Genomic DNA, 21135 nt, shown 5'->3' with positions numbered 1-21135 from the left:
CATCCCGGCTTAGAAGGTCCTGGCCGAACCCGGTGAGGCCTGACGCCGCCGGGCCCCGGCGCGGACGGGCGGCGGGATGCCACAGATGCTGCGGATATGGGCAAGATTCGGTTAACGCGGCGCGGCCTGCTGTCGCTTCTGCCCACCCTGACCGTCCGGCCGGTCCGCGGCGAGACGCCGCTCGGCGTGGCGGTCCTCTACGCCGCCGATCCGCTGACCGGGCTGGCGCTTCGCGGCTTCGACCCGGTCTCCTACCGTCTCGGGCCCGAGCCGCTGCCCGGCTCCCCCGAGCACGAATTCACCTGGTCGGGCCTCGTCTGGCGCTTCACCGGGCCGGCGAATCGCGCGGCCTTCGCGCGCGACCCGGAGACCTACGCCCCCCGGCTCGGCGGCTGCGACCCGGAGGGCGTCGCGGCCGGCCGCCCGGTCGAGGCCGATCCCCTGGTGGCGGCCCTGCGCGAGGACCGGCTCTACCTGTTCCGCGATCCCGGGCGCCGGGCGCGGGCAACATCCACGCTCCTCGACGCCGCGGAGGATCGCTGGCCGGCGTTGCGGCGCGACGCCACGCTCGGCGACTGACGCGTCAGCCCCGTTTCGGGCTCGTGGCCGGCAGCACCGCGCGGCCGGCCTGGGACGGATCGCCGAAGGCCGCGAAGGGGCCGTTGCGGTACTGGCCCGGCCGGCGGCCGTAGCCGAAGGCGCGCCCGTCGGGGCCGATCAGGCAGCCGCCGGCCTGGGTCAGGATGTGGTCGCCGGCCGCGGTGTCCCACTCCATCGTCGGGCCGCAGCGGACGTAGACGTCGCCCTCGCCGCTGGCGAGGAGCCCGAATTTCAGCGCCGAGGAGACGCCGCGCCGCCGGCCGACGGGCAAGCCCGCCAGGCAGGCCTCGTCCGCCGCCTCGCCGTGGCTGCGGCTGACCAGGGCCGTCATGCCCTCGACCGGCAGCGGCCGCGCCGCGACCGGCCGGAAGGCGCCGGGACGGCCCTCGACGATCGGCGCCTCGACGGCCCCGGCACCGGCGGCCCAGACCCGGCCGAGGGCGGGGGCGGCCAAAGCCGCCGCGACCGGCCGTTCGCCGGCCACCAGCGCGATGTTGACCGTGTACTCGCCGGTGCCCTTCAGGAAGTCCTTGGTGCCGTCGAGGGGGTCGACCAGGAAGAACAGGGCGGCAGGGGCGGCCTCGGCGGCGGTCTCCTCGGCGATCACCGGGATGCCGGGCCAGGCCTGGGCCAGGTCGGCGACGATCTGCGCCTCGGCGGCGAGGTCGGCCTGGCTCGTCGGCGAGCCGTCCGGCTTGAGGTGGTGGCGGCAGCCGCCGCGCTCGTACTGCCTCAGGATCACGCCGGCGGCGGCGGCGATCCCGGCGAGCCGGAGCGCGATGGCGTCGCGCTCGGAAGGGCCGGGCACGGTGTCGAGTGCCAGGGTCGGTGTCATGGCCCGTCATGCCCGGCGGCGCCGGATTTGTCGATCCGTCGAAGGGCGTGACGCGCGCGGGTCAACTGATCAAGTCGCCTTTTCAAACAGCCGCGCGGCGGCTATCGGTGCCGGCAAACCGTGGCGGGAGCCGCCGCGACTCGATTCGAACCCGGCCCCGCGGAGCGCAGCCCATGACCACCGTCACCCTCGACGCCCTCGACCTCTCGGCGCTGCTCTGCTCGCGGGTCTGCCACGACGTCATCAGCCCGGTCGGCGCCATCGTGAACGGCCTCGAGGTGCTGGAGGACGAGGACAGCGCCGAGATGCGCGACTTCGCCCTCGACCTGATCCGCAAGAGCGCCCGGCAGGCCTCGGCCCGGCTGCAATTCGCCCGCATCGCCTTCGGGGCGGCGGGCTCGGCGGGCGCCAGCATCGACCTCGCCGACGCCGAGAACGTCGCCCGCGGCATGTTCGGCGACGAGAAGACCCAGCTGACCTGGAGCGCGCCGCGCGCCCTCTTTCCGAAGAACAAGGTCAAGCTGCTCCTGAACCTCGTCGTCATCGCGGTGACGGCGATTCCCCGCGGCGGCGTCATCGACGTCGCGGTGACCGGGGAGGGCGATGCACCGCTCTTCGTGCTGACCGCCAAGGGCGCGTATGCGCGCATCCCGCCCCATGTCGAGAAGCTGATCGCCGGGGAGCCGGAGAGCGGCACCGTCGACGCCCACGCGATCCAGCCGTTCTATGCCGGCCTCGTCGCCCGCGCCGCCGAGATGGGGGTGCGGTTCTCGATCCAGGGTGACACGGTGACGATCCGGGCCGAGGCCGCCGCCGCCGAGCCCGAGGTGCAGCCGGAGGCGGGCGAGGACGATAACGCCATCTAACCCCGCGACCTAACTCTGCGTCTCCCGGGCGGGGCGGACACCTCCCGGCGTTCCGTCCCGCGCGTTTCTGCTTCGACTCACTTCCCCGGATGCGGGTTCTTCGCACCCATCCCGAGGTTTTTCACCGGCCCGGCACCAAACATGACCGTGGCCGCGCCACTGTGATGATTTCCGGCAACGGATCTTAAAGGCTCGCATGGCACCGTCACACGGCGCAGAGATCCTGCGTGGATCGACGAGTGGCCGCGATGGACGATTTGTTGCGTGAGTTCCTGACAGAGACCGGCGAGCACCTGGACACTGTCGACCTCGAACTCGTCCGGTTCGAGCAGGATCCCAACAACCAGACGATCCTGCGGAATATCTTCCGCCTGGTCCACACCATCAAGGGCACCTGCGGCTTCCTCGGCCTGCCGCGCCTCGAGGCGCTGGCGCATGCCGCCGAGACCCTGATGGGCAAGTTCCGCGACGGCATGCCGGTGACGAGCCCGGCCGTCAGCCTGATCCTGCAGACCCTCGACCGGATCAAGCTGATCGTGGCCGAGCTGGAGCGCACCGCCGCCGAGCCGGTCGGGATCGACGAGGACCTGATCGGCGCCCTGGAACGCATGTCGGAGGCCCCGGCCCCCGCGCCCGAGCCCGTCGCCGCGCCGGCCCCCGCGACGGCCAGCGGCAACCTGGTGCCGCAGATCCTCGAGCGGGCCCTGAAGCCCGGCGAAGTCTCCCTCGACGATCTCGAGCGCGCCTTCCGCGACACGCCCGGCCCCGATCTCGACGCCGACTTCCAGGCCCCGGCGCTCCACGCCCCCGCACCCGCCCCGCTGCCGGCGCCCGAGCCGGTGCGGCCCGAGCCGGCGCGCGCCGAGGCGCCCGCTGCCGAGGCCGAGGGCACGCCGGTCAGCAAGGTGCAGACGATCCGGGTAAACGTCGACACCCTCGAGCACCTGATGACCATGGTGTCCGAGCTGGTGCTGACCCGCAACCAGCTGCTCGAGATCGCCCGCCGGCACGAGGACGGCAACTACAAGGTGCCGCTGCAGCGCCTGTCCCACGTCACCGCCGAGCTGCAGGAAGGGGTGATGAAGACCCGCATGCAGCCGATCGGCTCGGCCTGGCAGAAGCTGCCGCGGGTGGTGCGCGACCTGTCGTCGGAACTCGGCAAGAAGATCGACCTGGTGATGCAGGGCGCCGAGACCGAGCTGGACCGCCAGGTGCTCGAGGTCATCAAGGACCCGCTCACCCACATGGTGCGCAACTCGGCCGATCACGGCATCGAGTCGGGTACGGAGCGCAAGTCCGCCGGCAAGCCCGAGAAGGGCACGATCCGCCTCAACGCCTTCCACGAGGGCGGCACGATCACGATCGAGATCGCCGACGACGGCAAGGGCCTCGACCTGCAGGCGATCCGTCGCAAGGCGGTCGAGCGCGGCGTCGCCACGGAGGCCGAGGTCGAGCGGATGACCGACGCCCAGGTGGCGAAGTTCATCTTCCATGCCGGCTTCTCCACCGCCAAGGCGATCACCTCGGTCTCCGGCCGCGGCGTCGGCATGGACGTGGTGAAGACCAACATCGAGCTGATCGGCGGCACGATCGACATCCAGACCCAGCTCGGCCGCGGCACGACCTTCACGATCAAGATCCCGCTCACCCTCGCGATCGTCGCCGCGCTGATCGTCTCGGCCCGCGAGCACCGCTTCGCGATCCCGCAGGTCTCGGTGCTGGAACTGGTCCGGGTGCAGCCCGGCACCGACCACACCGTCGAGCGCATCAACGGCTCGCCGGTCCTGCGCCTGCGCGACCGCCTGCTGCCGATCGTGCCGGTGGCCGGCATGCTCGGCCTCGATGCGGCGGACGCTCCGGCCTCCACCGACGAGGGCTTCGTGGTGGTGAGCCAGGTCGGGCGCCAGCGCTTCGGCATCCTGGTCGACGGCGTCTTCCACACGGAGGAGATCGTCGTGAAGCCGATGTCCTCCAAGCTGCGGCACATCCCGCTCTTCTCGGGCAACACGATCCTCGGCGACGGGGCGGTGGTGCTGATCATCGACCCGAACGGCGTCGCCCGGATGGTCGGCTCCGGCACGGCGACCGGCCAGCAGGGCGAGATCGAGGCCGAGGCCGAGACCGAGGGCAGCGGCGCCGACCAGGCGGTGACGCTGCTGGTGTTCAAGGGCGGCGGCGACTCGCTCAAGGCGGTCCCGCTCTCGCTCGTCACCCGCCTCGAGGAGATCGACGCGGCCAAGATCGAGTGGGTCGGCGGACGCCCGCTGATCCAGTATCGCGGCCGCCTGATGCCGCTCGTCCCGGCCGATCCGGCGCAAGCCATGAAGCGCGAGGGCGCCCAGGCGCTGGTGGTGTTCTCGGACGGCGAGCGCTCGATGGGCCTCGTGGTCGACGAGATCGTCGACATCGTCGACGAGGTGCTCGACGTCGAGCTGGTGCACGAGCGCTCCGACCTGATCGGCTCGGCGGTGGTGCGCAACCGGGCGACCGAGATCGTCAACATCGCCCATTACCTGCCGCTCGCCCACGACGATTGGGGCCAGCCCTCGCACCGCGCGGTGCCCCAGGCCCCGAGCGTGCTGCTGGTCGACGACTCGGCCTTCTTCCGCGAGTTGCTGACGCCGGTGCTCAAGGCCGCGGGCTTCCGCGTGACGCAGGCCGGCGACGCCGACGAGGCCCTGCGCCATCTCGGCGGCGAGGGCCGGGTCGATCTCGTGGTCTGCGACCTCGAGATGCCGGGCCGTTCGGGCTTCGACCTGATCGAGGCGATGCGGAAGAGCGGCGGGCGCCTCGCGGCGATGCCGGTGGTGGCGCTCGCCGGCACCATGGCGCCCGACTCGCTCGCCCGCGCCCGGGCGCTCGGCGTCGCCGATTGCGTGGCGAAGTTCGACCGCTCCGGCCTGGTGGCGGCGGTCAACGAGATCGCCGGCGCCCCCCTCGACGCCGCGGCCTGACGACCGCGATGCCCCCGGACGCGGCCATCGCGTCCGGGGCGCCCTTGAGCCGCCCGACACGCCCTCCCGATCCCGAGCCTCCGCCCATGATGGCTGCCAACACCAACACCGCCGGGACTTCCGCGCCCGCCACCGGCGAGACCACCGACTACGTCACCGTGCTGCTCGGCGACGAATTGTTCGGCCTGCCGATCGACCGGGTGCACGACGTCTTCATCGCCACCAACCTGACCGACGTTCCCCTGTCGCCGCCGGAGATCAAGGGCCTGCTCAACCTGCGCGGCCGGGTCGTGACCGCCCTCTGCCTGCGCCGGCGCCTCGGCCTGCCCGACCGCACCGGCGACGGCCGCAACATGGCGGTCGGCCTGGAGCATGGCGGCGAGGCCTACGGCCTGCTCGTCGATCAGGTCGGCGAGGTGATGAAGCTCGCCGCCGATACCTACGAGCCGAACCCGGTCCATCTCGACAACCGCTGGCGCGCGGTCTCGCGCGGGGTGCACCGCCTCGACGGCCGCCTGCTGATCATCCTCGACGTCGAGGCGGTCCTCGCCTTCGGCGACGAGCGGCCGGCCGCCAGCGCGGCCTGAGCCCCGGGGGCCGGACGGCAAGGACCGCATGGAATGAAAACCTTCCTGATCGTCGACGACTCGGCGGTGATCCGCAAGGTGGCGCGCCGGATCATCGAGGGCCTGGGCTTCCGGGTCGCGGAGGCCGAGGACGGCCGCGAGGCGGTCGAGCAGTGCCGCTCGGCCATGCCGGACGCCGTCCTGCTCGACTGGAACATGCCCCACATGGACGGGTACGAGGTCCTGCGCGCCCTGCGGCGGCTGCCCTCGGGCGACCACCCCAAGGTGCTGTTCTGCACCATCGAGAACGACGTCGCATCGATCGCCCGGGCGCTGCATGCCGGAGCCGACGAGTACATCATGAAGCCCTTCGACCGGGACATCATGACCGCCAAGCTCCAGGCGGTAGGCCTCGCCTGAGGTCTACCGCGCAGTGGACCTCGCCTGAGGCCCACTGCGCCGTCAGCCTCGCCCGAGGGGCCGGCCCGCACGACCTCTAGAACGCCCGAGACGCCCCGGCCATGGACCGGGGCCCGATCCCCTCAAGGCCCGCCCCGCGGCGCGCCGACCGAGATACGCCATGGCCGCATCCGCCGCGCCCTCCACCCCGTCCCCGAGCGCCGGACCGCGCATCCGCGTCCTCGTCGCCGACGATTCTGTCGTGGTCCGCGGCCTGGTCTCGCGCTGGCTCGAGGAGGCGGGCTGCGAGATCGTCGCCACCGCCTCGAACGGCCGCATCGCCCTCGACGCCCTCGACCGGGTCCAGCCCGACATCGTGCTCCTCGACATCGAGATGCCGGAGCTCGACGGCACGCAGGCGCTGCCCCGGATGCTGGCCAAGCGCCCCGGGCTCCAGGTCGTCATGATGTCGACCCTGACCCAGCGCAACGCCGAGATCTCGCTCCGCTGCCTGGCGCTCGGCGCCATCGACTACCTGCCCAAGCCCGAGGGCAACCGCGGCGTCACCACCCAGGCGAGCTTTCGCGAGGACCTGGTCCAGAAGATCCGGATGCTCGGCGCCGACCTGCGCAACCGGCCGCGGGCGCGTCCGGCCGCGCCGGTCGAGCGACCCGGCCTGCCCGGGCGTCCCGCCGTCGCCGCGCCGCCCCCCCCGGCCCGTCCGGCTGCCGCCCCGGTGAGCGTGCGCCCGCGCCCCCTGCGCACCAGCCCGCCGCGCTGCCTCCTCGTCGGCGCCTCGACCGGCGGTCCCCGGGCGGTGGGGGAGGTGCTGGAGGGCATCGGCGCCGCCACCCTGAAGCGCATACCGATCCTGATCGTCCAGCACATGCCGCCGGTCTTCACCGCGGTCTTCGCCGAGCATCTCGGCGCCCGGATCGGCTTGCCGGCCGCGGAGGCCAAGCACGGCGAGCCGGTGCGTCCCGGCGTCGTCTACGTCGCCCCCGGCGGGCGCCATATGGGCCTGTCCGGCACGGCCGCGGAGGCGGTGATCCGGCTCAACGACGGCCCGCCGGTCAATTTCTGCCGGCCGGCGGTCGACGTGATGTTCCGCGACGCCGCCGAGGTCTACGGCGCCGCCACCCTGTCGGTGGTGCTCACCGGCATGGGCTCGGACGGCACCAAGGGCGCCCAGGCCCTGGTCGAGGCCGGCGGCACGATGCTGGCCCAGGACGAGGCGTCCTCGACCGTCTGGGGCATGCCGGGCAGCCTGGTCCGGGCCGGCTACGCCCACGAGATCCTGCCGCTCTCCGCGATCGGGCCGGCCCTGCGGACGGCGATCGCCGGGCCGAATGCCGGCCTGAACGGTGGACACTGATGCGCATCCTGCCACGGATCCGGGGGAGGATGCCGCGTCGATGACCGAGACCGAGTTCGATTTCCTGCGCTCCTACCTCAAGCAGCGCTCCGGCCTCGCCCTGACGGCGGAGAAGCGCTACCTGGTGGAGAGCCGCCTGTCGCCGGTCTGCCGGCGCTTCAACCTCGCCGGACTGCCCGAGCTGGTCGGCTGCCTGCGGCTCGCCCGCGACGGCGCCCTCGAGCGCGCGGTGGTCGAGGCGATGACCACCAACGAGACCTTCTTCTTCCGCGACCGCACGCCGTTCGACCTGTTTCGCGACGTGCTGCTCCCCGGAGCCCTCGCGGCGCGGGCGAACCAGCGCCGCCTGCGGATCTGGTGCGCCGCCGCCTCGACCGGCCAGGAGCCGTACTCGCTGGCGATGCTGCTCGCGGAGGCGGCGCCCCGGCTCGCCGGCTGGCGAATCGAGATCGTCGCCACCGATCTCTCGACCGAGGTGCTGGAGAAGGCCAAGCTCGGCCTCTACAACCAGTTCGAGGTCCAGCGCGGCCTGCCCGTGCAGCTGATGCTCAAGCACTTCACCCAGGTCGGGGAGCAGTGGCGCATCGCGGAAGCCCTGCGCCAGATGGTCGATTTCCGGCCCCTCAACCTACTGCAACCGTTCGAGCAGCTCGGCACCTTCGACATCGTCTATTGCCGCAACGTGCTGATCTATTTCGACACGCTGACCAAGGCCGACGTGCTGCGCCGCATCGCCGACCAGCTCGCCCCCGACGGCGCGGTGCTGCTCGGCGCCGCCGAGACGGTGATCGGCATCACCGAATCGCTGGTGCCCGACCCCGAGCATCGCGGCCTCTACCGCCACGGCCGCGCCGCAGCGCCGGTGAGTCTCGGCGCGCCGACCGCCGGCACGGCGGTCCTGGGAGGGCTGGCGCCGGCAAGCCTGCGCTGGGCGGCGCGCTGAGGCGCCGTCCGCGCCTGCGCGGACGGATCCGGGCCCGCCCACTCACAGGCCGGCAGGCGCCGCCGTGACGATGCGCCCCGACGCATCGTTTCCCCAGCTTTCGCGCGGCGAGGGCGGAGCCGGGCTCGGCGCGCGCGACGTCCGAAAGCCCTGCGCAAGGCGGGCAGGGAAGGATGCTCGCGATCCCGAGCAGCGCCCCCGATGCCCGGGCCCCGCCATCCCCATCTTCTTCCACGCTCGCCCGACACGGGCCGCTCGCGGCGATCGTCACGGGCGACCGACGCCGACAGGACCGGCTCCCGCCCCGTGATCCCCGGGCCGCGCGAGCGGAGCCCGGCATGGAGGGTCGCCGGCCCTCCAAGCAGGTGGGAGAAGCCGGGCGAGTGCGGGACACCGCGCCGACGGCGCTGCCGCCCGCCTTCCGGCGGGACACCACATCGACGGCGCTGCCGCCCGCCTTCCGGCGGGCATGGGCCACGCACCCTCCAGAATCCGTCCACCCACGAAAAAACCCCGCCGGAGCGGGGTTCTTTCGTCGTCCGGTCCTGGGGGGGCCGGTCTTCAGACCGCGATGCGATCCTCGGCCTCGCTCGGCTCGCGCAGCACGTAGCCGCGGCCCCACACCGTCTCGATGTAGTTCTTGCCCTGGCTGGCATTCGCCAGCTTCTTGCGGAGCTTGCAGATGAAGACGTCGATGATCTTCAGCTCGGGCTCGTCCATGCCGCCATAGAGATGGTTCAGGAACATCTCCTTGGTCAGCGTGGTGCCCTTGCGCAGGCTGAGGAGCTCCAGCATCTGGTACTCCTTGCCGGTGAGATGCACCCGGGCGCCCGACACCTCGACGGTCTTCTGGTCGAGGTTCACGATCAGGTCGCCGGTGGTGATCACCGACTGCGCGTGGCCCTTCGACCGGCGGACGATCGCGTGGATTCTCGCGACCAGTTCATCTTTGTGGAAAGGTTTGGTGAGGTAATCATCGGCTCCGAAGCCGAGGCCCTTCACCTTGTCCTCGATCCCGGCCATGCCGGAGAGGATCAGGATCGGGGTCTTGACCTTGGCCACCCGCAGGGAGCGCAGGACCTCGTAGCCCGACATGTCGGGCAGGTTCAGGTCGAGCAGGATGATGTCGTAGTCGTAGAGCTTCCCGAGATCGACACCTTCCTCGCCGAGATCGGTCGTATAGGTGTTGAAGTTCTCGGACTTGAGCATCAATTCGATGCTCTGCGCCGTGGCGCTGTCGTCCTCGATCAGAAGTACCCGCATCTCAGGTCCCCAAGCCCTGGCCCTCAAGGGTTAAGGCAAGCCCCCGCCGCCCGCTTCCCACCGGCCCGTGGGAAACGCCCGTTATCTTCCGAACCGCGACGCTATGCCTGAACGGTTAACAAACCCTGTTCCCGTCCCGCAAGCGGTAAGAAAACCGCGAGGCGGGCAGGTCCCTTGCGGGCTGTCGTTCCGTTCCGGTCGAATCGCGGTAGCATACCGTGATCCCGCTCCTGGGGTGCATGCCTAATTGGCTCATGCCAACGAGGCCCGCCCGCGATGTTGCGCCCGTGCCACGCGCCCGGAGAACCTCCGGGAGCCCGACCCGGATCCCATGCGCCTCAGTGTTAAGGAGAGGGGTAAATGGTTCGTTGATGGAATCCGGCAATGGCGACGGCACGAAACGGGAAAGCGCTTCGTATCAACAGGATGCTGCCGTGACCGGTGCGGGGCGGTTCGAGGCGGCCCGCGCCGCGCTCGCCGGCGTGGAGGAGGTCGAGACCTTCGGCCGGGTGGTGGCGGTGCGCGGCCTGCTGATCGAGGTCGCCGGCCCGGTCGCGGCGATGCGCCTCGGCGGCCGGCTCGACGTCGTGGTGAACGAGGCCGCCGGCACCGCGGTGCCCTGCGAGATCATCGGCTTCTCCGGTCCCCATGCGCTCGCCATGCCGTTCGGCTCGCTCCAGGGGGTGCGGCGGGGCTGCCCGGCCCAGGTGCGGGCGGACGGCGCCGGCGCGATCCGCCCGAGCCCCGCCTGGCTCGGCCGCGTCGTCGACGCGCTCGGGCGCCCGATCGACGGCCTCGGGCCGCTGCCGCAGGGCCCCGTGCCCTACGGCCTCCAGGCCGATCCGCCGCCCGCCCATGCCCGCCGCCGGGTCGGCCCGCCGCTCGATCTCGGCGTGCGCTGCATCAACACGTTTCTCACGATGTGCGCCGGCCAGCGCATGGGCATCTTCGCCGGCTCCGGCGTCGGCAAGTCGGTCCTGCTGTCGATGCTGGCGCGCTACACCGCCGCCGACGTGGCGGTGATCGGCCTCGTCGGCGAGCGCGGCCGCGAGGTGCAGGAATTCCTCCAGGACGATCTCGGCGCGGCCGGCCTCGCCCGCTCGGTGGTGGTGGTGGCGACCTCCGACGAGCCGGCGCTGATGCGCCGCAACGCGGCCTACGTCACCTTCGCGCTCGCCGAGTATTTTCGCGATTCCGGCGCGCAGGTCCTGTGCATGGTCGATTCGATCACCCGCTTCGCCATGGCCCAGCGCGACATCGGCCTCGCCGCCGGCGAGCCGCCGACCGCCAAGGGCTACACGCCGACCGTCTTCTCCGAATTGCCGCGCCTCCTGGAGCGGGCGGGCCCCGGAACCGGGGAGGGGGCGATCACCGGCCTGTTCACGGTGCTGGTCGAGGGCGACGACCACAACGAGCCGGTGGCCGACGCGGTGCGGGGCATCCTCGACGGGCACATCGTCATGGAGCGCGCCATCGCCGAGCGCGGCCGCTACCCGGCGATCAACGTGCTGCGCTCGGTCTCGCGCACCATGCCGCGCGCCTGCGACCCGGAATTCCTGCCCGTGGTGCGCCGCGCCCGCCGGGTGCTGTCGACCTATGCCGACATGGAGGAGCTGATTCGCCTCGGCGCCTACCGCCCCGGCAGCTCGCCGGAGGTCGACGAGGCCATCGGCCTGATGCCGGATCTGGAGGCTTTTCTGGGGCAGGGTAAGGAAGAAGCAACCTCCATCCGCGAGGGTTACGAACGCCTCGCCGCGATCGTCGGCGGGCCGTGAGGGCCGGTCGCGCGGCCCGCCCCGCGGCCGCGTGACGGCGCGAGGCGGGCGCAAAGCTCGGCCGCATGCCGCTGGCGGGAGTAGAGTACCAATGAAGTCGCGGGACACGCTCATCCGGCTGCGCCGCTTCCAGGCCGACGAGAAGCGCCGCAAAGTCGCGCAAATCGAGGCGATGATCGCCGATTTCGCCCGCATGGCCGCCGATCTCGACCGCGAGATCGGCCAGGAGGAGCAGCGGGCGGGGATCTCCGATCCGGCCCATTTCGCCTACCCGACCTATGCCCGCGCCGCAGCGCAGCGCCGCGATAACATCCGCCGCTCGGTCGAGGACCTCGACGTCCAGCTCGCGGCGGCCAAGGCGGCCCTCGCCGAGGCGTTCGAGGAGCTGAAGAAGGTCGAGATCCTCGACGACCGCGAGCGCACCAGCGAGCGCGCCGCCGAGAACGCCCGCGACCAGGCCAGCATGGATGCGATCGGGCTGGGCCGCGCCCGGGCCTGAGCGAGGCCGAAATCCGCGTCGCGACAGCGATCCAGCCGGATCGCCGGAAGCGAATCGTTCGGATTTCGTCTCACGCCCTACTCGGACAGGAGCGGGATCTGCCCGGCTGCATCGCGGGGCAGGTCACCCGTCAGCCTCGGATCCGGCGTCACCTCGATCGCCCGGGCGTAAGGCCGAAACCCCGAGCGCCGGTAGAACGCCACGGCGCCCGGATGGTCGAGGGTGCAGGTATGCACCCACAACCGTCCGATCGGCCGGGCGAAGGCGCGGCGCAGGGCCTCGTCCATCAGGCGCCGCCCGCGCCCCCGGCCGACCGAATCGGGCACCAGACCGAAATAAACCAGCTCCGCCTCGCCGGGCCGGCGCCAGTCGAGTTCGATGAGGCCGATGTCGCGCCCGTCCTCGGTAAGGGCCAGGGCCTCGACGTCCGGATCGCGCAAGATCGCCAGGAGCGCGTCGTCGGTCATGCGCGCGCGGCCGAACCACAGCCAGGATTCCCCGACGGCGCGGTAGAGCGCCCGGTAGCGGGCGACGTCCGGGCCGATGACGTCGAGCGGCAGCGGCTCGCCCGTGGGCAGGGCAGGGGACCCGGACAGCGGTCCGGCCGGCGGCTCGCGCATCTCCAGGTAGGTCACCACCGTGGCGACATGGGTCGGCGGAACCGGGGTGTAGCCGTCGAGGCACAGGCGCGGATCGTCGGTCGGGTGATCGCTCACGGCGGCATCGTCTCCCTCGAGAAGGCAGGCCGCGAGGGGGCGGGCCCGTTTCCCGTCTGTCAAGCTTTGTCGTGCGACCCTGCCGCGATGCGCGCCCCCTGCGCCGTTCGGACGACTGGGCGGACGGGGCGTGGCCGTTAGATAGAAGCCGGGCCGATTGCGGGACGGTTGAGAGGCACGACCATGCACGACGCATCCGCGCGGGACCGGCGCCGCTTCTCGGTCGTCACCGAGCCCCGCGCCCAGGTGACGCGCCGCATGATCGAGCGACGCGACGGGCCGGCCCTCGAATGGATCGAGGCGGAGCCGGCCGGCGAGCCCCGCGGCGCGCCGCTCCTGTTCGTGCACGGCGCCTTCGGCGGCGCGTGGATGTTCGAGGAGATCTTTCTCCCCCACCTCGCCCGGCGCGGGCGCCGTGCCGCGGCGGTCAGCCTGCGCGGCCACGGCCGCAGCGGGGGCGGGCGGGACCTGCGCACCGCCTCGCTGACCGACTACGTCGCCGATCTGGCGCTCGCCGTGGCGCAATGGGGCGAGCCGCCGGTGCTGGTCGGGCATTCGCTCGGCGGATTGCTGGCGCAGCGCCTCCTCGGCCGGGCCCCCCTGCGCGGCCTCGTCCTCATGGCCTCCCTGCCGCCCGAGGGCCTCGGCGTCGTCGGCCCGCGCATCGCGATGACCGATGCGGGGTTCTGGGTCGAGGCCCTGGCGGGTTCGCTCCTGCCCGGCCGCGAGCCGGCGGTGGCCCTCGCCCGGCACTGGCTGTTCTCGGAAGGCCTGCCGCTGGAGCGGGCGCAGAGCTACGCCGCCCGGATGTCGGCGGAGAGCCCGGTGGCGCTCGCCGAGGCGCATTGGCCGGCCCTGCCGCTCTCTGCGGCCTTCGCGGGCGTGCCGGCCCTGGTGCTCGGCGGTGCCGACGACCGCATGATCTGGCCGGCGACGACGTGGCGCACCGCGCTCTATCACGGCGCCGAGCACCGCTCGGTGCCGGGCATCGCCCACTTCCTGCAGCTCGATCTCGGCTCCGAGGGCGTGGCCCGCCTGCTGCTCGACTGGCTCGACCGGCGCGGCGCCTGAGGCGCCCGCCGCCGCGGAGCCGGCACGAAACCGTCACGATCCCATGACAGGAGGGGCCCGCCGGTGCGGCGCCGTCCTTGCGGTCGTACGCAGGGTCGGGCAGAAGCGCGCGCGAGAGATAGGGGACGCGACGGGACCGCGATGAAGAAGATCAAAGATTTCATCTGGCCGGTCATCGGCCTCGGGGCCGTCGTGGTCTCGGTCTACCTGCTGTGGCACCTGCTCAAGGGCCTGTCCTTCGCCGACGTGAAGGCCAGCCTCGCGGCGATCCCGCCGCACCGCTACGCGCTCGCCGTCGCATCCACCCTCGTCGCCTACGGCGCGCTCGCCTGGTACGACCGGATCGCGCTGCTGCATCTCGGCGTGAAGGGCATCTCCTGGATGTTCGTGTCGGTGTGCTCGTTCACCACCTACGCGCTGTCGCACAATATCGGCGCCTCGGTGTTCTCGGGCGCCGTGGTGCGCTACCGCGCCTACACCTCGAAAGGCCTCACCACCGCCCAGGTGGCGGTGCTGGTGGCGCTCTGCTCCTTCACCTTCGGCCTCGGCACCGCCTTCCTCGGCGGCCTGGTGCTGGTGCTCGAGCCGCAATTGCTGGAGCGCGTCAGCTCCCTGCTGCCGCCGGTGCTGGCGAGCCCGACCACCGCCCGCCTCGTCGGCTTCGGCCTGCTCGGCTTCGTCGCCCTCTACGTCATCGGCTCGATCCTGCATTTCCGGCCGCTGCACATCCGCTCGTTCAAGATCGAGTATCCGCGCCCCAACATCATGGCGCGTCAGCTGGTCGCCGCGCCGCTCGAACTGCTGGGCGCCGCCGGCATCATCTACTTCGCGCTGCCGGAGGCCGGGAATCCGGGCTTCCTCGTGGTGCTGGCGGTGTTCCTGGCCTCGTTCTCGGTGGCGCTGGTCTCCAACGCGCCGGGCGGCATCGGGGTGTTCGAACTCGTCTTCATCACGGCGATGCCGGACCTGCCGAAGACCGACGTGCTCGCCGCCGTCCTGATCTTCCGTCTGTTCTACCTGCTGGTGCCGTTCGCCCTGGCGATCGGCGTGGTGCTGCTGTTCGAGCGCGGCCGCCTCGCCGACACCCTGCGCAACAAGGCGCAATCGCCCGACACTGTGCCGCCGCCGCCGGTCGACGGCCCCGGCATCACCCCGGACCTGCGCGACGTGCGACTGCACGACACGAAGGTGCGCAAGGCGGTATGAGCCGCGCCCGCCTGCGCCGCGCCGGGCTCGGTCTCAGCACCCTGCTCGGAATCCGGCCGGGCGGCTTCCTGATCCCGTACCGGCACGCCGGTGCGGCGCGGGCGGAGGGCTACCCGGCCCTTCGCCCGATCTTTCTGGAGGCCGAGCCGGCCTTCCGGGCGGTGCTGGCCGCGATCGAGATGCAGGCCCCCGCTCTCGAGCGCATCGCCGCCGGCGGTCCGGGCCTCATCGGCGCGCGGCCGGCGCGCTTCACGCAGGACTGGTTCCCGCGTCTCGACGCGGCCGCCGCCTACGCCCTGGTGCTGCGCGAGCGGCCCGCCCGCATCGTCGAGATCGGCTCGGGGCATTCGACCCGGTTCCTGGCTCAGGCCGTTCACGACGGCGGCCTGCCGACCCGGATCACCTGTATCGACCCGACGCCGCGCGCGCCGCTCGCCGGGCTCCCCGTGCGGCACGAGGCGCGGCTGTTCGGGCCGCAGGACGCGGACGACGCGGCCTCGCTCGAACCCAGCGACATCCTGTTCATCGATTCGAGCCACGTCGCGATGCCGGGTACCGATGTCGATCGGCTCGTCCTCGACGTGCTGCCGCGCTTGCGCGCCGGCGTGCTCGTGCACATCCACGACGTCTTCCTGCCCGAAGCCTATCCGGCTTCCTGGGCCTGGCGCGGCTACAACGAGCAGTTGGTGGTGGGTGCGCTGCTCCAGGGTGGCGCCTGGGCGCCGCTCTTTGCCAGCCGCATCCTGGCCGGCCGGCCGCTCGATGGCGTCCTGGCGCGCCTGCCCCTGCCGCCCGGGGCGTTCGAGACCAGCCTGTGGCTGCGCAAGCGCTGAGGGGATTCGCGCCGATCCGTCGAATGCGAGCGATCGGTTGAGGCGGCGGGTTAACGCGTGCCGACGATCATTCCCCGCATCCGGTGGAGCGGGGTGAGGGTGATGCGCACAGGTCTGGTGGTCGGGCTCATCGCCGTGGGGATCGTCGCCCTGGGGATCGTCGCAGCCGCGAACCCCGCCGAGGCGCGAGGCCGGCGCAGCGGCGTCTTCTTCGTCGGCCCGAGCCACGCCGCGCCGGTGGCAGCCCCCGTGGCCCGCGCCCCGGAGACGCCGCGGATCCGCACGGCGGCGGCCGGCGAACCGGAGCCGATGACGACCGGGACCACCGCCCCGGTCGCCGCCGCGCCGGCCGCGCGGCAGGAGGCCGCCCCGGCGCCTGCCCCCGCCCCGGTACGGCCGTGGTGCACCGGCCGGGTCTTCGGTTCCGGCGCGGGCTTCTGCGCGATCAACTAGTCGGGGCGGACAGGCGCTCGACGTTGTTGCGGACGTGCTCGCGGTAGCGGTCGATCACCGCCTCCGGCGTGCCGCCGCCGAGCAGGGTGCCGGTCGCCTCGAGGGCGGCACCGATCTTCTCGCTCACCATCCGCTGCGCCTCGACCTGGCCGGCAAGGCCGCCCCAGGCGATCTTGACCATCCGCAGCTCGATGACCTTCTGCGATTCCATCGCGAGCATCGCCGTCGCGTACCAAGCGTCGAACATCCCGGTCTCCTTGAGCAGGGGGGCGGTCGGCGGTCCGGAGCGGGGCGCCCCGGGCCGTGGCGGCCGGCCCCGGTCCACGGGGCAGGCCTCATCGCCGCGGCACCCGTATGGGTGCCGAAGGGCCGTGTCGTCAGGCGGCGCGGGCCCGGGGCGGCACGAAGGCCGGGAACCGGCCCATCCGGCGGGCGAGGTCGGTCCAGCAGGCGAGCGCCGCGTCGAAAGCCCGGCTCACCTCGGCCGCCTGGATCTGGGCGAGATCGCCCGGCGTGCGGGCCGCGAGAGCCGCCTTCCAGAACGCCACGGCGGCCTGACCCTCGCCCTGCATGAAGGCGACCAGGCGGCCGTTGATCTCGATGAGGCCCTGCATTGCCGCGAGGGGGATCTCCTCCCCGTCGGAAGCGGGCTGCTCCGGCGTCTCGGACGCCGCCTCGGGCTGCGGCGCGGGGGCAGGAGTCCGGTCGTCGAGATCCGCGGCGGCAGGCACGGCCACGTCGGAAGCCGACGCGTCGGCGACCGGTTCGGTGACGGACGCTCCGTCGGTCGGAGCGACGGGCTCGCCGGCGGCCGCATGGGCGACCGGATCCTGCGCGACCGGCTCCTGGACGGCGGCCTCCGGGAGCGCGGGCTCGGTCTCCGAAGCTTGATGCTCCTGGGCGTCCGGGACGGTCCCGGCCGCCTGCGCGGATGGCGCCTGCATCACAGGCTCCTCCATGAGGGGCTCCTTCGCCGCGGGCTCCTCCATGGAAGGCTCCTTCACGGACGGCTCTTCCACCACGGGCTCGTCGGCGCTTGCGACCGGCACCCCGGCGTGAGCCTCTTCCGGTACGGCCTCCGTCTCGGGGCTGGTCGCGGACCCCGCGGACTCGATCGCGTCCGAAGCGGCCACGGCCTCGGGCTCGTCGATGACGGATTCGGGGGCGGTCTCGCCGGCCGGGATCTCGCCGGTCTTGGTGCTGTCGACCGGCCGGGCCGCCGGGCGGGCGGCGGGACGGCGGGGCGGCTTGCGGGTCTTGTCGATGCGGCGGGTGGTCATGGCTCGGCCTCCTCGGAGTGGCGGGCGTCGCGTCCCTGGCGCGTCACCCGGGGGCGGCCGCCCCCACCCGATGCGGGGGCGAGCGCGCAGGGCCGGAGTCCGGCAGGCTCGTCCGGGGTACCGACCGCACGGCGCGGGCAGGGCCGTGCGGCCCGCCCGGCGCATCGTGCGCACCACCGGTCTCGTTCGACGGTGTCGCGTCCCGGCAGGGGGCGGCATTGCCCGGCATCGGCTCGGCGGGCCGGGCTCCCGCCCCGCCGGACCGGCCGCGATCGTCGGGTTGCGGGGCCCGGCAGGCCGCGTCCCCGGCGGCGGCGAGTCCCTCGGGGCCTCGCCGCCGTCGGGCCGGCTTGCGCCGTCGCCTTACGACTTGGCCTGGGCCTTGTTCAGGTCAGCCTTGATCGAATCGGACAGGGTGGCGAATTCCTTCGCCTGGCTCTGCAGCGCGCTCATCTGGTTGCGCATGTACTCGCCCTGGAGTTCCAGCGCCTGCTTGACGTCGGTGGTGCGCACCAGCTTCTCGGCGAGGTCGAAGGTCGCGGAAGCGTGCTGCTCGGTGTAGTCGAAGCCGCGGGCCACCGCCGTCCCCATGCCGGTCTGCGAGGTATGGGTCGAGGTCTGCACGGTCTCGGCGAGCTTGCGGGCGGTGCCCAGGAAGGTGCCGAACGCCGTCCGGGCATTCTGCACGCCCTTCTCGGCGAAGTCGCGCATCTCGGTCGGGATCTCGAAGGGCTTCTGGGTGCTGGTCATGGGGGCGTTCCCTCTGGCAGTCGCGACGCGCGCCGCCCGTGAGGTTTTGTGCGACGCAGCAATCACGATGCTGCAACGCAATGCGCGAGTCAACGGGTTGCGCGCAGCCCAGCCTTGCGGATGACCGGCGCGGCGCTACTGCGTGAGCCGGAACTGGGCGATCGAGCTGCCGATGCTCTGGAAGGCCGGCTTGAGGTCGTCCGCCGTGATGACGTTGTAGAAGAAGCCGTCCTTCGTCGCGCAAGACTTCAGCATGTCGGCATTTCCATCGATCACCCGCACCGTGTAGATGGTGATGCCGGCGGCCTTGGCGGCGTTGCAGGCCGAGAGCGTGCGGGCATCGATGACGCTCGCATTGACACAGCCGGAGAAGAGGTCGGCGAGCCAGTTGCCGGTGCAGACGCTCTTCCAGCGGTTCTGCGTGTTCTGACCGTCGGTCAGCACGATCATGATCTTGCTGACCCGGTCGTTGGCGAGGCTCGTCGCGGTGGCGAGGGGGCCGTAGGGCGTCAGCGCCTCCAGGCCCCAGGCCACCCCGATGGTGACGTTGGTGTTGCCGCCGGCCGTCATGCCGTCGATGGCGGTGGCCAGCGTGCCGTAATCGGTGCCGAGGGGGCGGATCGGCGCCAGCGTCGGCCGGCCGTTCTGCGTCGTCGCGCAGGTGGTCGCCGGATAGGCGTCGGCGCCGGTGGGCTCGGTCGCCGGGACCTGCACGTCGTAGGGCTGGTCGCGGTCCGTGATGCAGCCCTGCCAGCTGGCGGCGCTCGTGGTGCCGGTCTTGGTGTAGTTGAGCCAGCCCGCGGCGGAGACGCTCGTACCGAGATTGACCTGGGTCGAGAACGGGATCAGGGCGACCTTGGCGTCGGCGCGGCTGACCACGACCTTGTCGAGATAGGTCAGAAAGTCCTTCGCCGCCTGCTTGAGGGCCGGGAGCTTGCCGGCATCGTTCATCGAGCCGGTATTGTCGAGCACGAGCGCGATCTCGACCGCCTTGCCGCCGGACATCGCCTGCGACGTGCCGGTGACCGCGAGCGGGCCCGGATGCATCAGGCGCCCTAGGGTCATGTCGACCTGCGCGGTGGCGCTCACCGTGACCAGGGTGCCGGAGCGGGTCGGCGTGAAGCTCGTCACCGTCACGCCCGCCTGGGACGGGAAGCTGGCATCGAAATAGGCCCGGGCGCGGGCCTGGAAGTCGGCGTCGGACTTCAGGGTCGGCGCCTCGCGGATCACCGCCAGCACCGCCGCGTCGGTGGCGGTCTGGAGCTTCGCCTGGATTCCGGCGCTGCGGGCATAATCCACGCCGGCCCCGACCAGGAAGGTCACCGGGATCATCGCCAGCGCCATGATCACCGCGACGCTGCCGCTGCGGTCGCGCCGGAAACGCACGCACAGCCGCTTCATGGAAGGACGGCCTCCTGACCCCGATCGCCTTGCTCTAACAAACAAGACCTAACATGTAGGAGGTTAAAGGAATCGCGCCGCTATCCGGCATTGCGAGACTTCGCCGGTCATACTTCGTTAGGGTTTCTCGCTGCGCGCCGCGGCAATAGGCCGTTAACGAAGACTCGCCATACTCGAAGACAGTCGTGTTCCCGGGTTCGGGACATCCTGGCCGTCCTGCGGCGGCCTACCGAGTACCTGACGAGGACTGCCGATGCGTACCCTGCGGTTCCGCCCCAACCCCGCCCTCCTCGCGGCCGGCATTCTCAGCCTCGGCACCCTGTCGGGCTGGGGCGCCTACGCCGTCTCCTCGTCGGGCAAGACCGCGCTCCGCGCCCAGCTGGCGGAGACCGAAGGCCAGCGCGACGCGCTCGCCGCGCGCTTCAAGCAGTTCCAGGACGTCGAGGCCGAGCTGCGCGATCGCCAGGCCAAGATCGCCGCGGCCCGGGACGAGATCGCCCAGCTCGGCACGACCCGCGACAAGGCCAAGGCGCAGCTCGCCGCCACGCAGCGCGACCTCGCCTCGCTGACCAAGCGCCTCGACCAGGCGAAGGACAAGGTGACCCAGACCGGCAGCATCACGCCGGCGGCGGCGGCTGAGCCGGCGAAGAAGCCGGCCCGGTAAACCTCGTGTCCGGTGGCGGACGCGCGGGATCACGCCGGACAGAACCCTCCTATTCGCACCTCGGGACGAGGTCGCGGATGGGCTGGAGTTCGGGAAGGGCCGGTCGGCGTCACGCCGGCACGCAATCGCGTTCCAGCTCTTGCGCCCGCGGATGCTGGAGCGCCGTCTCGGCCTCTCGGCGCGACAGGCTCTCGACCAGGGCGGCCCAGCGCATCCCGACCTCGTGCCAGACGGTGAGGCGACCCGCCTCGTCGTAGCGGCGCCAGCCGCAGCGCGACGCGCCGTCGGCGCCGACCTCGTCATAGGTCTCGTAGCGGGCCACCAGCCGGTCGCGCCGGTCGTATTCCCGGTGGAACCAGCAGATGCCGAACACCCGGCCGCCGCGGCCGAGCATTCCGTCGCTCTCCAACCGGTGTCCGCGCGGAATGCGGAAGATCGTTTCGAAGGCGGGGGGCGCGCAAGGCATCGGCAGTCTCCGTCGCGGGTCGGTCGAGGGAGCGGCGCCGAGAAGCGGGGGGACGCCAAGTCGAGGATGCGCGACAGCCGAGGACCGGCCCGGTCGCGGCCGAGCCGGTGACGGATCAGGCTCCGGGAGGACTCCCGGAGATCGCGCGTTATTTATTCCTAGGCAATTTGTGCGCTGCAACCATCCGGGGGTCAAGCCCGGATGATGCGCAGCGGGCGCG

22 protein-coding genes are annotated in these 21135 nt (G+C 72.0%); 14 read left to right on the top strand and 8 right to left on the bottom strand.

The genetic code is table 11. The annotated features are described in order from the left end of the window. The first annotated feature begins 96 nt into the window (after positions 1 to 96). Positions 97 to 579, top strand: coding sequence for a hypothetical protein (locus G4G93_RS23700; protein WP_165087834.1), 483 nt, complete (start codon positions 97 to 99; stop codon positions 577 to 579). Positions 580 to 583: 4 nt separating this feature from the next. Here G4G93_RS23700 and G4G93_RS23695 read toward each other — a convergent pair whose 3' ends face one another. Continuing rightward, positions 584 to 1435, bottom strand: a complete 852-nt coding sequence (locus G4G93_RS23695; RefSeq protein WP_165087832.1) for a 3'(2'),5'-bisphosphate nucleotidase CysQ — start codon at positions 1433 to 1435, stop codon at positions 584 to 586. A gap of 173 nt (positions 1436 to 1608) precedes the next feature. Between G4G93_RS23695 and chpT the strand changes: the two genes are divergently transcribed. The 6 genes from chpT (at position 1609) to G4G93_RS23665 (ending at position 8538) form a co-directional block, all read left to right on the top strand. Next, on the top strand, positions 1609 to 2301 hold the full coding sequence (gene chpT, locus G4G93_RS23690) for a histidine phosphotransferase ChpT (protein WP_165087830.1): 693 nt from the start codon (positions 1609 to 1611) through the stop codon (positions 2299 to 2301). A gap of 248 nt (positions 2302 to 2549) precedes the next feature. Beyond that, positions 2550 to 5255, top strand: a complete 2706-nt coding sequence (locus G4G93_RS23685) for a hybrid sensor histidine kinase/response regulator (protein WP_165087828.1) — start codon at positions 2550 to 2552, stop codon at positions 5253 to 5255. Between the two features lie 86 nt (positions 5256 to 5341). Further along, a complete protein-coding gene (locus G4G93_RS23680; protein ID WP_165087826.1) occupies positions 5342 to 5842 on the top strand; it encodes a chemotaxis protein CheW in 501 nt (166 codons plus the stop codon). A gap of 33 nt (positions 5843 to 5875) precedes the next feature. Further along, positions 5876 to 6241: a PleD family two-component system response regulator gene (locus tag G4G93_RS23675; protein WP_165087824.1), complete on the top strand. Its 366-nt coding sequence runs from the start codon at positions 5876 to 5878 to the stop codon at positions 6239 to 6241. A gap of 160 nt (positions 6242 to 6401) precedes the next feature. Beyond that, a complete protein-coding gene (locus tag G4G93_RS23670; protein WP_165087821.1) occupies positions 6402 to 7595 on the top strand; it encodes a chemotaxis response regulator protein-glutamate methylesterase in 1194 nt (397 codons plus the stop codon). Between the two features lie 40 nt (positions 7596 to 7635). Next, complete coding sequence (locus tag G4G93_RS23665) at positions 7636 to 8538, top strand: CheR family methyltransferase (RefSeq protein ID WP_165087820.1); 903 nt, start codon at positions 7636 to 7638, stop codon at positions 8536 to 8538. Between the two features lie 561 nt (positions 8539 to 9099). Here the strand turns inward: G4G93_RS23665 and ctrA are convergent. Further along, positions 9100 to 9801 (bottom strand): response regulator transcription factor CtrA, encoded by a 702-nt coding sequence (gene ctrA / locus G4G93_RS23660; protein WP_165087817.1) that lies wholly within the window; start codon positions 9799 to 9801, stop codon positions 9100 to 9102. A gap of 434 nt (positions 9802 to 10235) precedes the next feature. Between ctrA and fliI the strand changes: the two genes are divergently transcribed. Next, positions 10236 to 11576 (top strand): flagellar protein export ATPase FliI, encoded by a 1341-nt coding sequence (gene fliI / locus G4G93_RS23655; protein ID WP_312892241.1) that lies wholly within the window; start codon positions 10236 to 10238, stop codon positions 11574 to 11576. Positions 11577 to 11667: 91 nt separating this feature from the next. Further along, positions 11668 to 12075, top strand: a complete 408-nt coding sequence (gene fliJ, locus G4G93_RS23650; RefSeq protein ID WP_165087812.1) for a flagellar export protein FliJ — start codon at positions 11668 to 11670, stop codon at positions 12073 to 12075. A 77-nt stretch (positions 12076 to 12152) separates the two neighbouring features. Here the strand turns inward: fliJ and G4G93_RS23645 are convergent, their stop codons facing one another. Further along, complete coding sequence (locus G4G93_RS23645) at positions 12153 to 12791, bottom strand: GNAT family N-acetyltransferase (protein WP_312892240.1); 639 nt, start codon at positions 12789 to 12791, stop codon at positions 12153 to 12155. Between the two features lie 183 nt (positions 12792 to 12974). Here G4G93_RS23645 and G4G93_RS23640 point away from each other — a divergent pair, with 183 nt between their 5' ends. The 4 genes from G4G93_RS23640 to G4G93_RS23625 all read left to right on the top strand — a co-directional run bounded on the left by G4G93_RS23640 (position 12975) and on the right by G4G93_RS23625 (position 16354). Further along, a complete protein-coding gene (locus G4G93_RS23640) occupies positions 12975 to 13862 on the top strand; it encodes an alpha/beta fold hydrolase (RefSeq protein ID WP_165087809.1) in 888 nt (295 codons plus the stop codon). A 141-nt stretch (positions 13863 to 14003) separates the two neighbouring features. After that, entirely contained in the window at positions 14004 to 15068 is a 1065-nt protein-coding gene (locus G4G93_RS23635) for a lysylphosphatidylglycerol synthase domain-containing protein (protein ID WP_165087806.1), read from the top strand. Beyond that, complete coding sequence (locus G4G93_RS23630) at positions 15065 to 15901, top strand: class I SAM-dependent methyltransferase (RefSeq protein WP_165087803.1); 837 nt, start codon at positions 15065 to 15067, stop codon at positions 15899 to 15901. Before G4G93_RS23635 ends, G4G93_RS23630 begins: the two co-directional genes overlap by 4 nt. Before the next feature lie 102 nt (positions 15902 to 16003). Continuing rightward, positions 16004 to 16354: a hypothetical protein gene (locus tag G4G93_RS23625; RefSeq protein WP_165087801.1), complete on the top strand. Its 351-nt coding sequence runs from the start codon at positions 16004 to 16006 to the stop codon at positions 16352 to 16354. Here G4G93_RS23625 and G4G93_RS23620 read toward each other — a convergent pair. From G4G93_RS23620 to G4G93_RS23605, 4 genes are all read right to left on the bottom strand, one after another. Beyond that, positions 16347 to 16601, bottom strand: coding sequence for a hypothetical protein (locus G4G93_RS23620; RefSeq protein ID WP_165087798.1), 255 nt, complete (start codon positions 16599 to 16601; stop codon positions 16347 to 16349). The genes G4G93_RS23625 and G4G93_RS23620 overlap by 8 nt on opposite strands. A gap of 130 nt (positions 16602 to 16731) precedes the next feature. Then, a complete protein-coding gene (locus tag G4G93_RS23615; RefSeq protein ID WP_165087796.1) occupies positions 16732 to 17634 on the bottom strand; it encodes a hypothetical protein in 903 nt (300 codons plus the stop codon). Positions 17635 to 17997: 363 nt separating this feature from the next. Continuing rightward, positions 17998 to 18384, bottom strand: a complete 387-nt coding sequence (locus G4G93_RS23610; protein ID WP_165087793.1) for a phasin — start codon at positions 18382 to 18384, stop codon at positions 17998 to 18000. 135 nt (positions 18385 to 18519) lie between these two features. Further along, positions 18520 to 19785 carry a pilus assembly protein gene (locus G4G93_RS23605; protein ID WP_165087790.1) on the bottom strand — a complete coding sequence of 422 codons (1266 nt, stop codon included), beginning with the start codon at positions 19783 to 19785 and terminating at the stop codon, positions 18520 to 18522. A gap of 253 nt (positions 19786 to 20038) precedes the next feature. Here G4G93_RS23605 and G4G93_RS23600 point away from each other — a divergent pair, with 253 nt between their 5' ends. Then, positions 20039 to 20449 (top strand): hypothetical protein, encoded by a 411-nt coding sequence (locus G4G93_RS23600; RefSeq protein WP_165087788.1) that lies wholly within the window; start codon positions 20039 to 20041, stop codon positions 20447 to 20449. A 109-nt stretch (positions 20450 to 20558) separates the two neighbouring features. On the opposite strand, the gene G4G93_RS23595 is transcribed toward G4G93_RS23600, so the two are convergent. Next, positions 20559 to 20843: a hypothetical protein gene (locus tag G4G93_RS23595; RefSeq protein ID WP_246736965.1), complete on the bottom strand. Its 285-nt coding sequence runs from the start codon at positions 20841 to 20843 to the stop codon at positions 20559 to 20561. Between the last annotated feature and the right edge of the window lie 292 nt (positions 20844 to 21135).

It is taken from the genome of Methylobacterium sp. DB0501 (genome assembly GCF_011043735.1).
GTDB classification, from domain to species: Bacteria; Pseudomonadota; Alphaproteobacteria; order Rhizobiales; family Beijerinckiaceae; genus Methylobacterium; species Methylobacterium alsaeris.
This window is presented reverse-complemented; position numbering and strand designations above follow the sequence as displayed.

Coding starts and splice junctions, on each gene's coding strand:
- G4G93_RS23700 (WP_165087834.1), top strand. CDS start 97: ATGGGCAAGATTCGGTTAACGCGGCGCGGCCTGCTGTCGCTTCTGCCC.
- G4G93_RS23695 (WP_165087832.1), bottom strand. CDS start 1,435: ATGACACCGACCCTGGCACTCGACACCGTGCCCGGCCCTTCCGAGCGC.
- chpT (WP_165087830.1), top strand. CDS start 1,609: ATGACCACCGTCACCCTCGACGCCCTCGACCTCTCGGCGCTGCTCTGC.
- G4G93_RS23685 (WP_165087828.1), top strand. CDS start 2,550: ATGGACGATTTGTTGCGTGAGTTCCTGACAGAGACCGGCGAGCACCTG.
- G4G93_RS23680 (WP_165087826.1), top strand. CDS start 5,342: ATGATGGCTGCCAACACCAACACCGCCGGGACTTCCGCGCCCGCCACC.
- G4G93_RS23675 (WP_165087824.1), top strand. CDS start 5,876: ATGAAAACCTTCCTGATCGTCGACGACTCGGCGGTGATCCGCAAGGTG.
- G4G93_RS23670 (WP_165087821.1), top strand. CDS start 6,402: ATGGCCGCATCCGCCGCGCCCTCCACCCCGTCCCCGAGCGCCGGACCG.
- G4G93_RS23665 (WP_165087820.1), top strand. CDS start 7,636: ATGACCGAGACCGAGTTCGATTTCCTGCGCTCCTACCTCAAGCAGCGC.
- ctrA (WP_165087817.1), bottom strand. CDS start 9,801: ATGCGGGTACTTCTGATCGAGGACGACAGCGCCACGGCGCAGAGCATC.
- fliJ (WP_165087812.1), top strand. CDS start 11,668: ATGAAGTCGCGGGACACGCTCATCCGGCTGCGCCGCTTCCAGGCCGAC.
- G4G93_RS23640 (WP_165087809.1), top strand. CDS start 12,975: ATGCACGACGCATCCGCGCGGGACCGGCGCCGCTTCTCGGTCGTCACC.
- G4G93_RS23635 (WP_165087806.1), top strand. CDS start 14,004: ATGAAGAAGATCAAAGATTTCATCTGGCCGGTCATCGGCCTCGGGGCC.
- G4G93_RS23630 (WP_165087803.1), top strand. CDS start 15,065: ATGAGCCGCGCCCGCCTGCGCCGCGCCGGGCTCGGTCTCAGCACCCTG.
- G4G93_RS23625 (WP_165087801.1), top strand. CDS start 16,004: ATGCGCACAGGTCTGGTGGTCGGGCTCATCGCCGTGGGGATCGTCGCC.
- G4G93_RS23620 (WP_165087798.1), bottom strand. CDS start 16,601: ATGTTCGACGCTTGGTACGCGACGGCGATGCTCGCGATGGAATCGCAG.
- G4G93_RS23615 (WP_165087796.1), bottom strand. CDS start 17,634: ATGACCACCCGCCGCATCGACAAGACCCGCAAGCCGCCCCGCCGTCCC.
- G4G93_RS23610 (WP_165087793.1), bottom strand. CDS start 18,384: ATGACCAGCACCCAGAAGCCCTTCGAGATCCCGACCGAGATGCGCGAC.
- G4G93_RS23605 (WP_165087790.1), bottom strand. CDS start 19,785: ATGAAGCGGCTGTGCGTGCGTTTCCGGCGCGACCGCAGCGGCAGCGTC.
- G4G93_RS23600 (WP_165087788.1), top strand. CDS start 20,039: ATGCGTACCCTGCGGTTCCGCCCCAACCCCGCCCTCCTCGCGGCCGGC.
- G4G93_RS23595 (WP_246736965.1), bottom strand. CDS start 20,843: ATGCTCGGCCGCGGCGGCCGGGTGTTCGGCATCTGCTGGTTCCACCGG.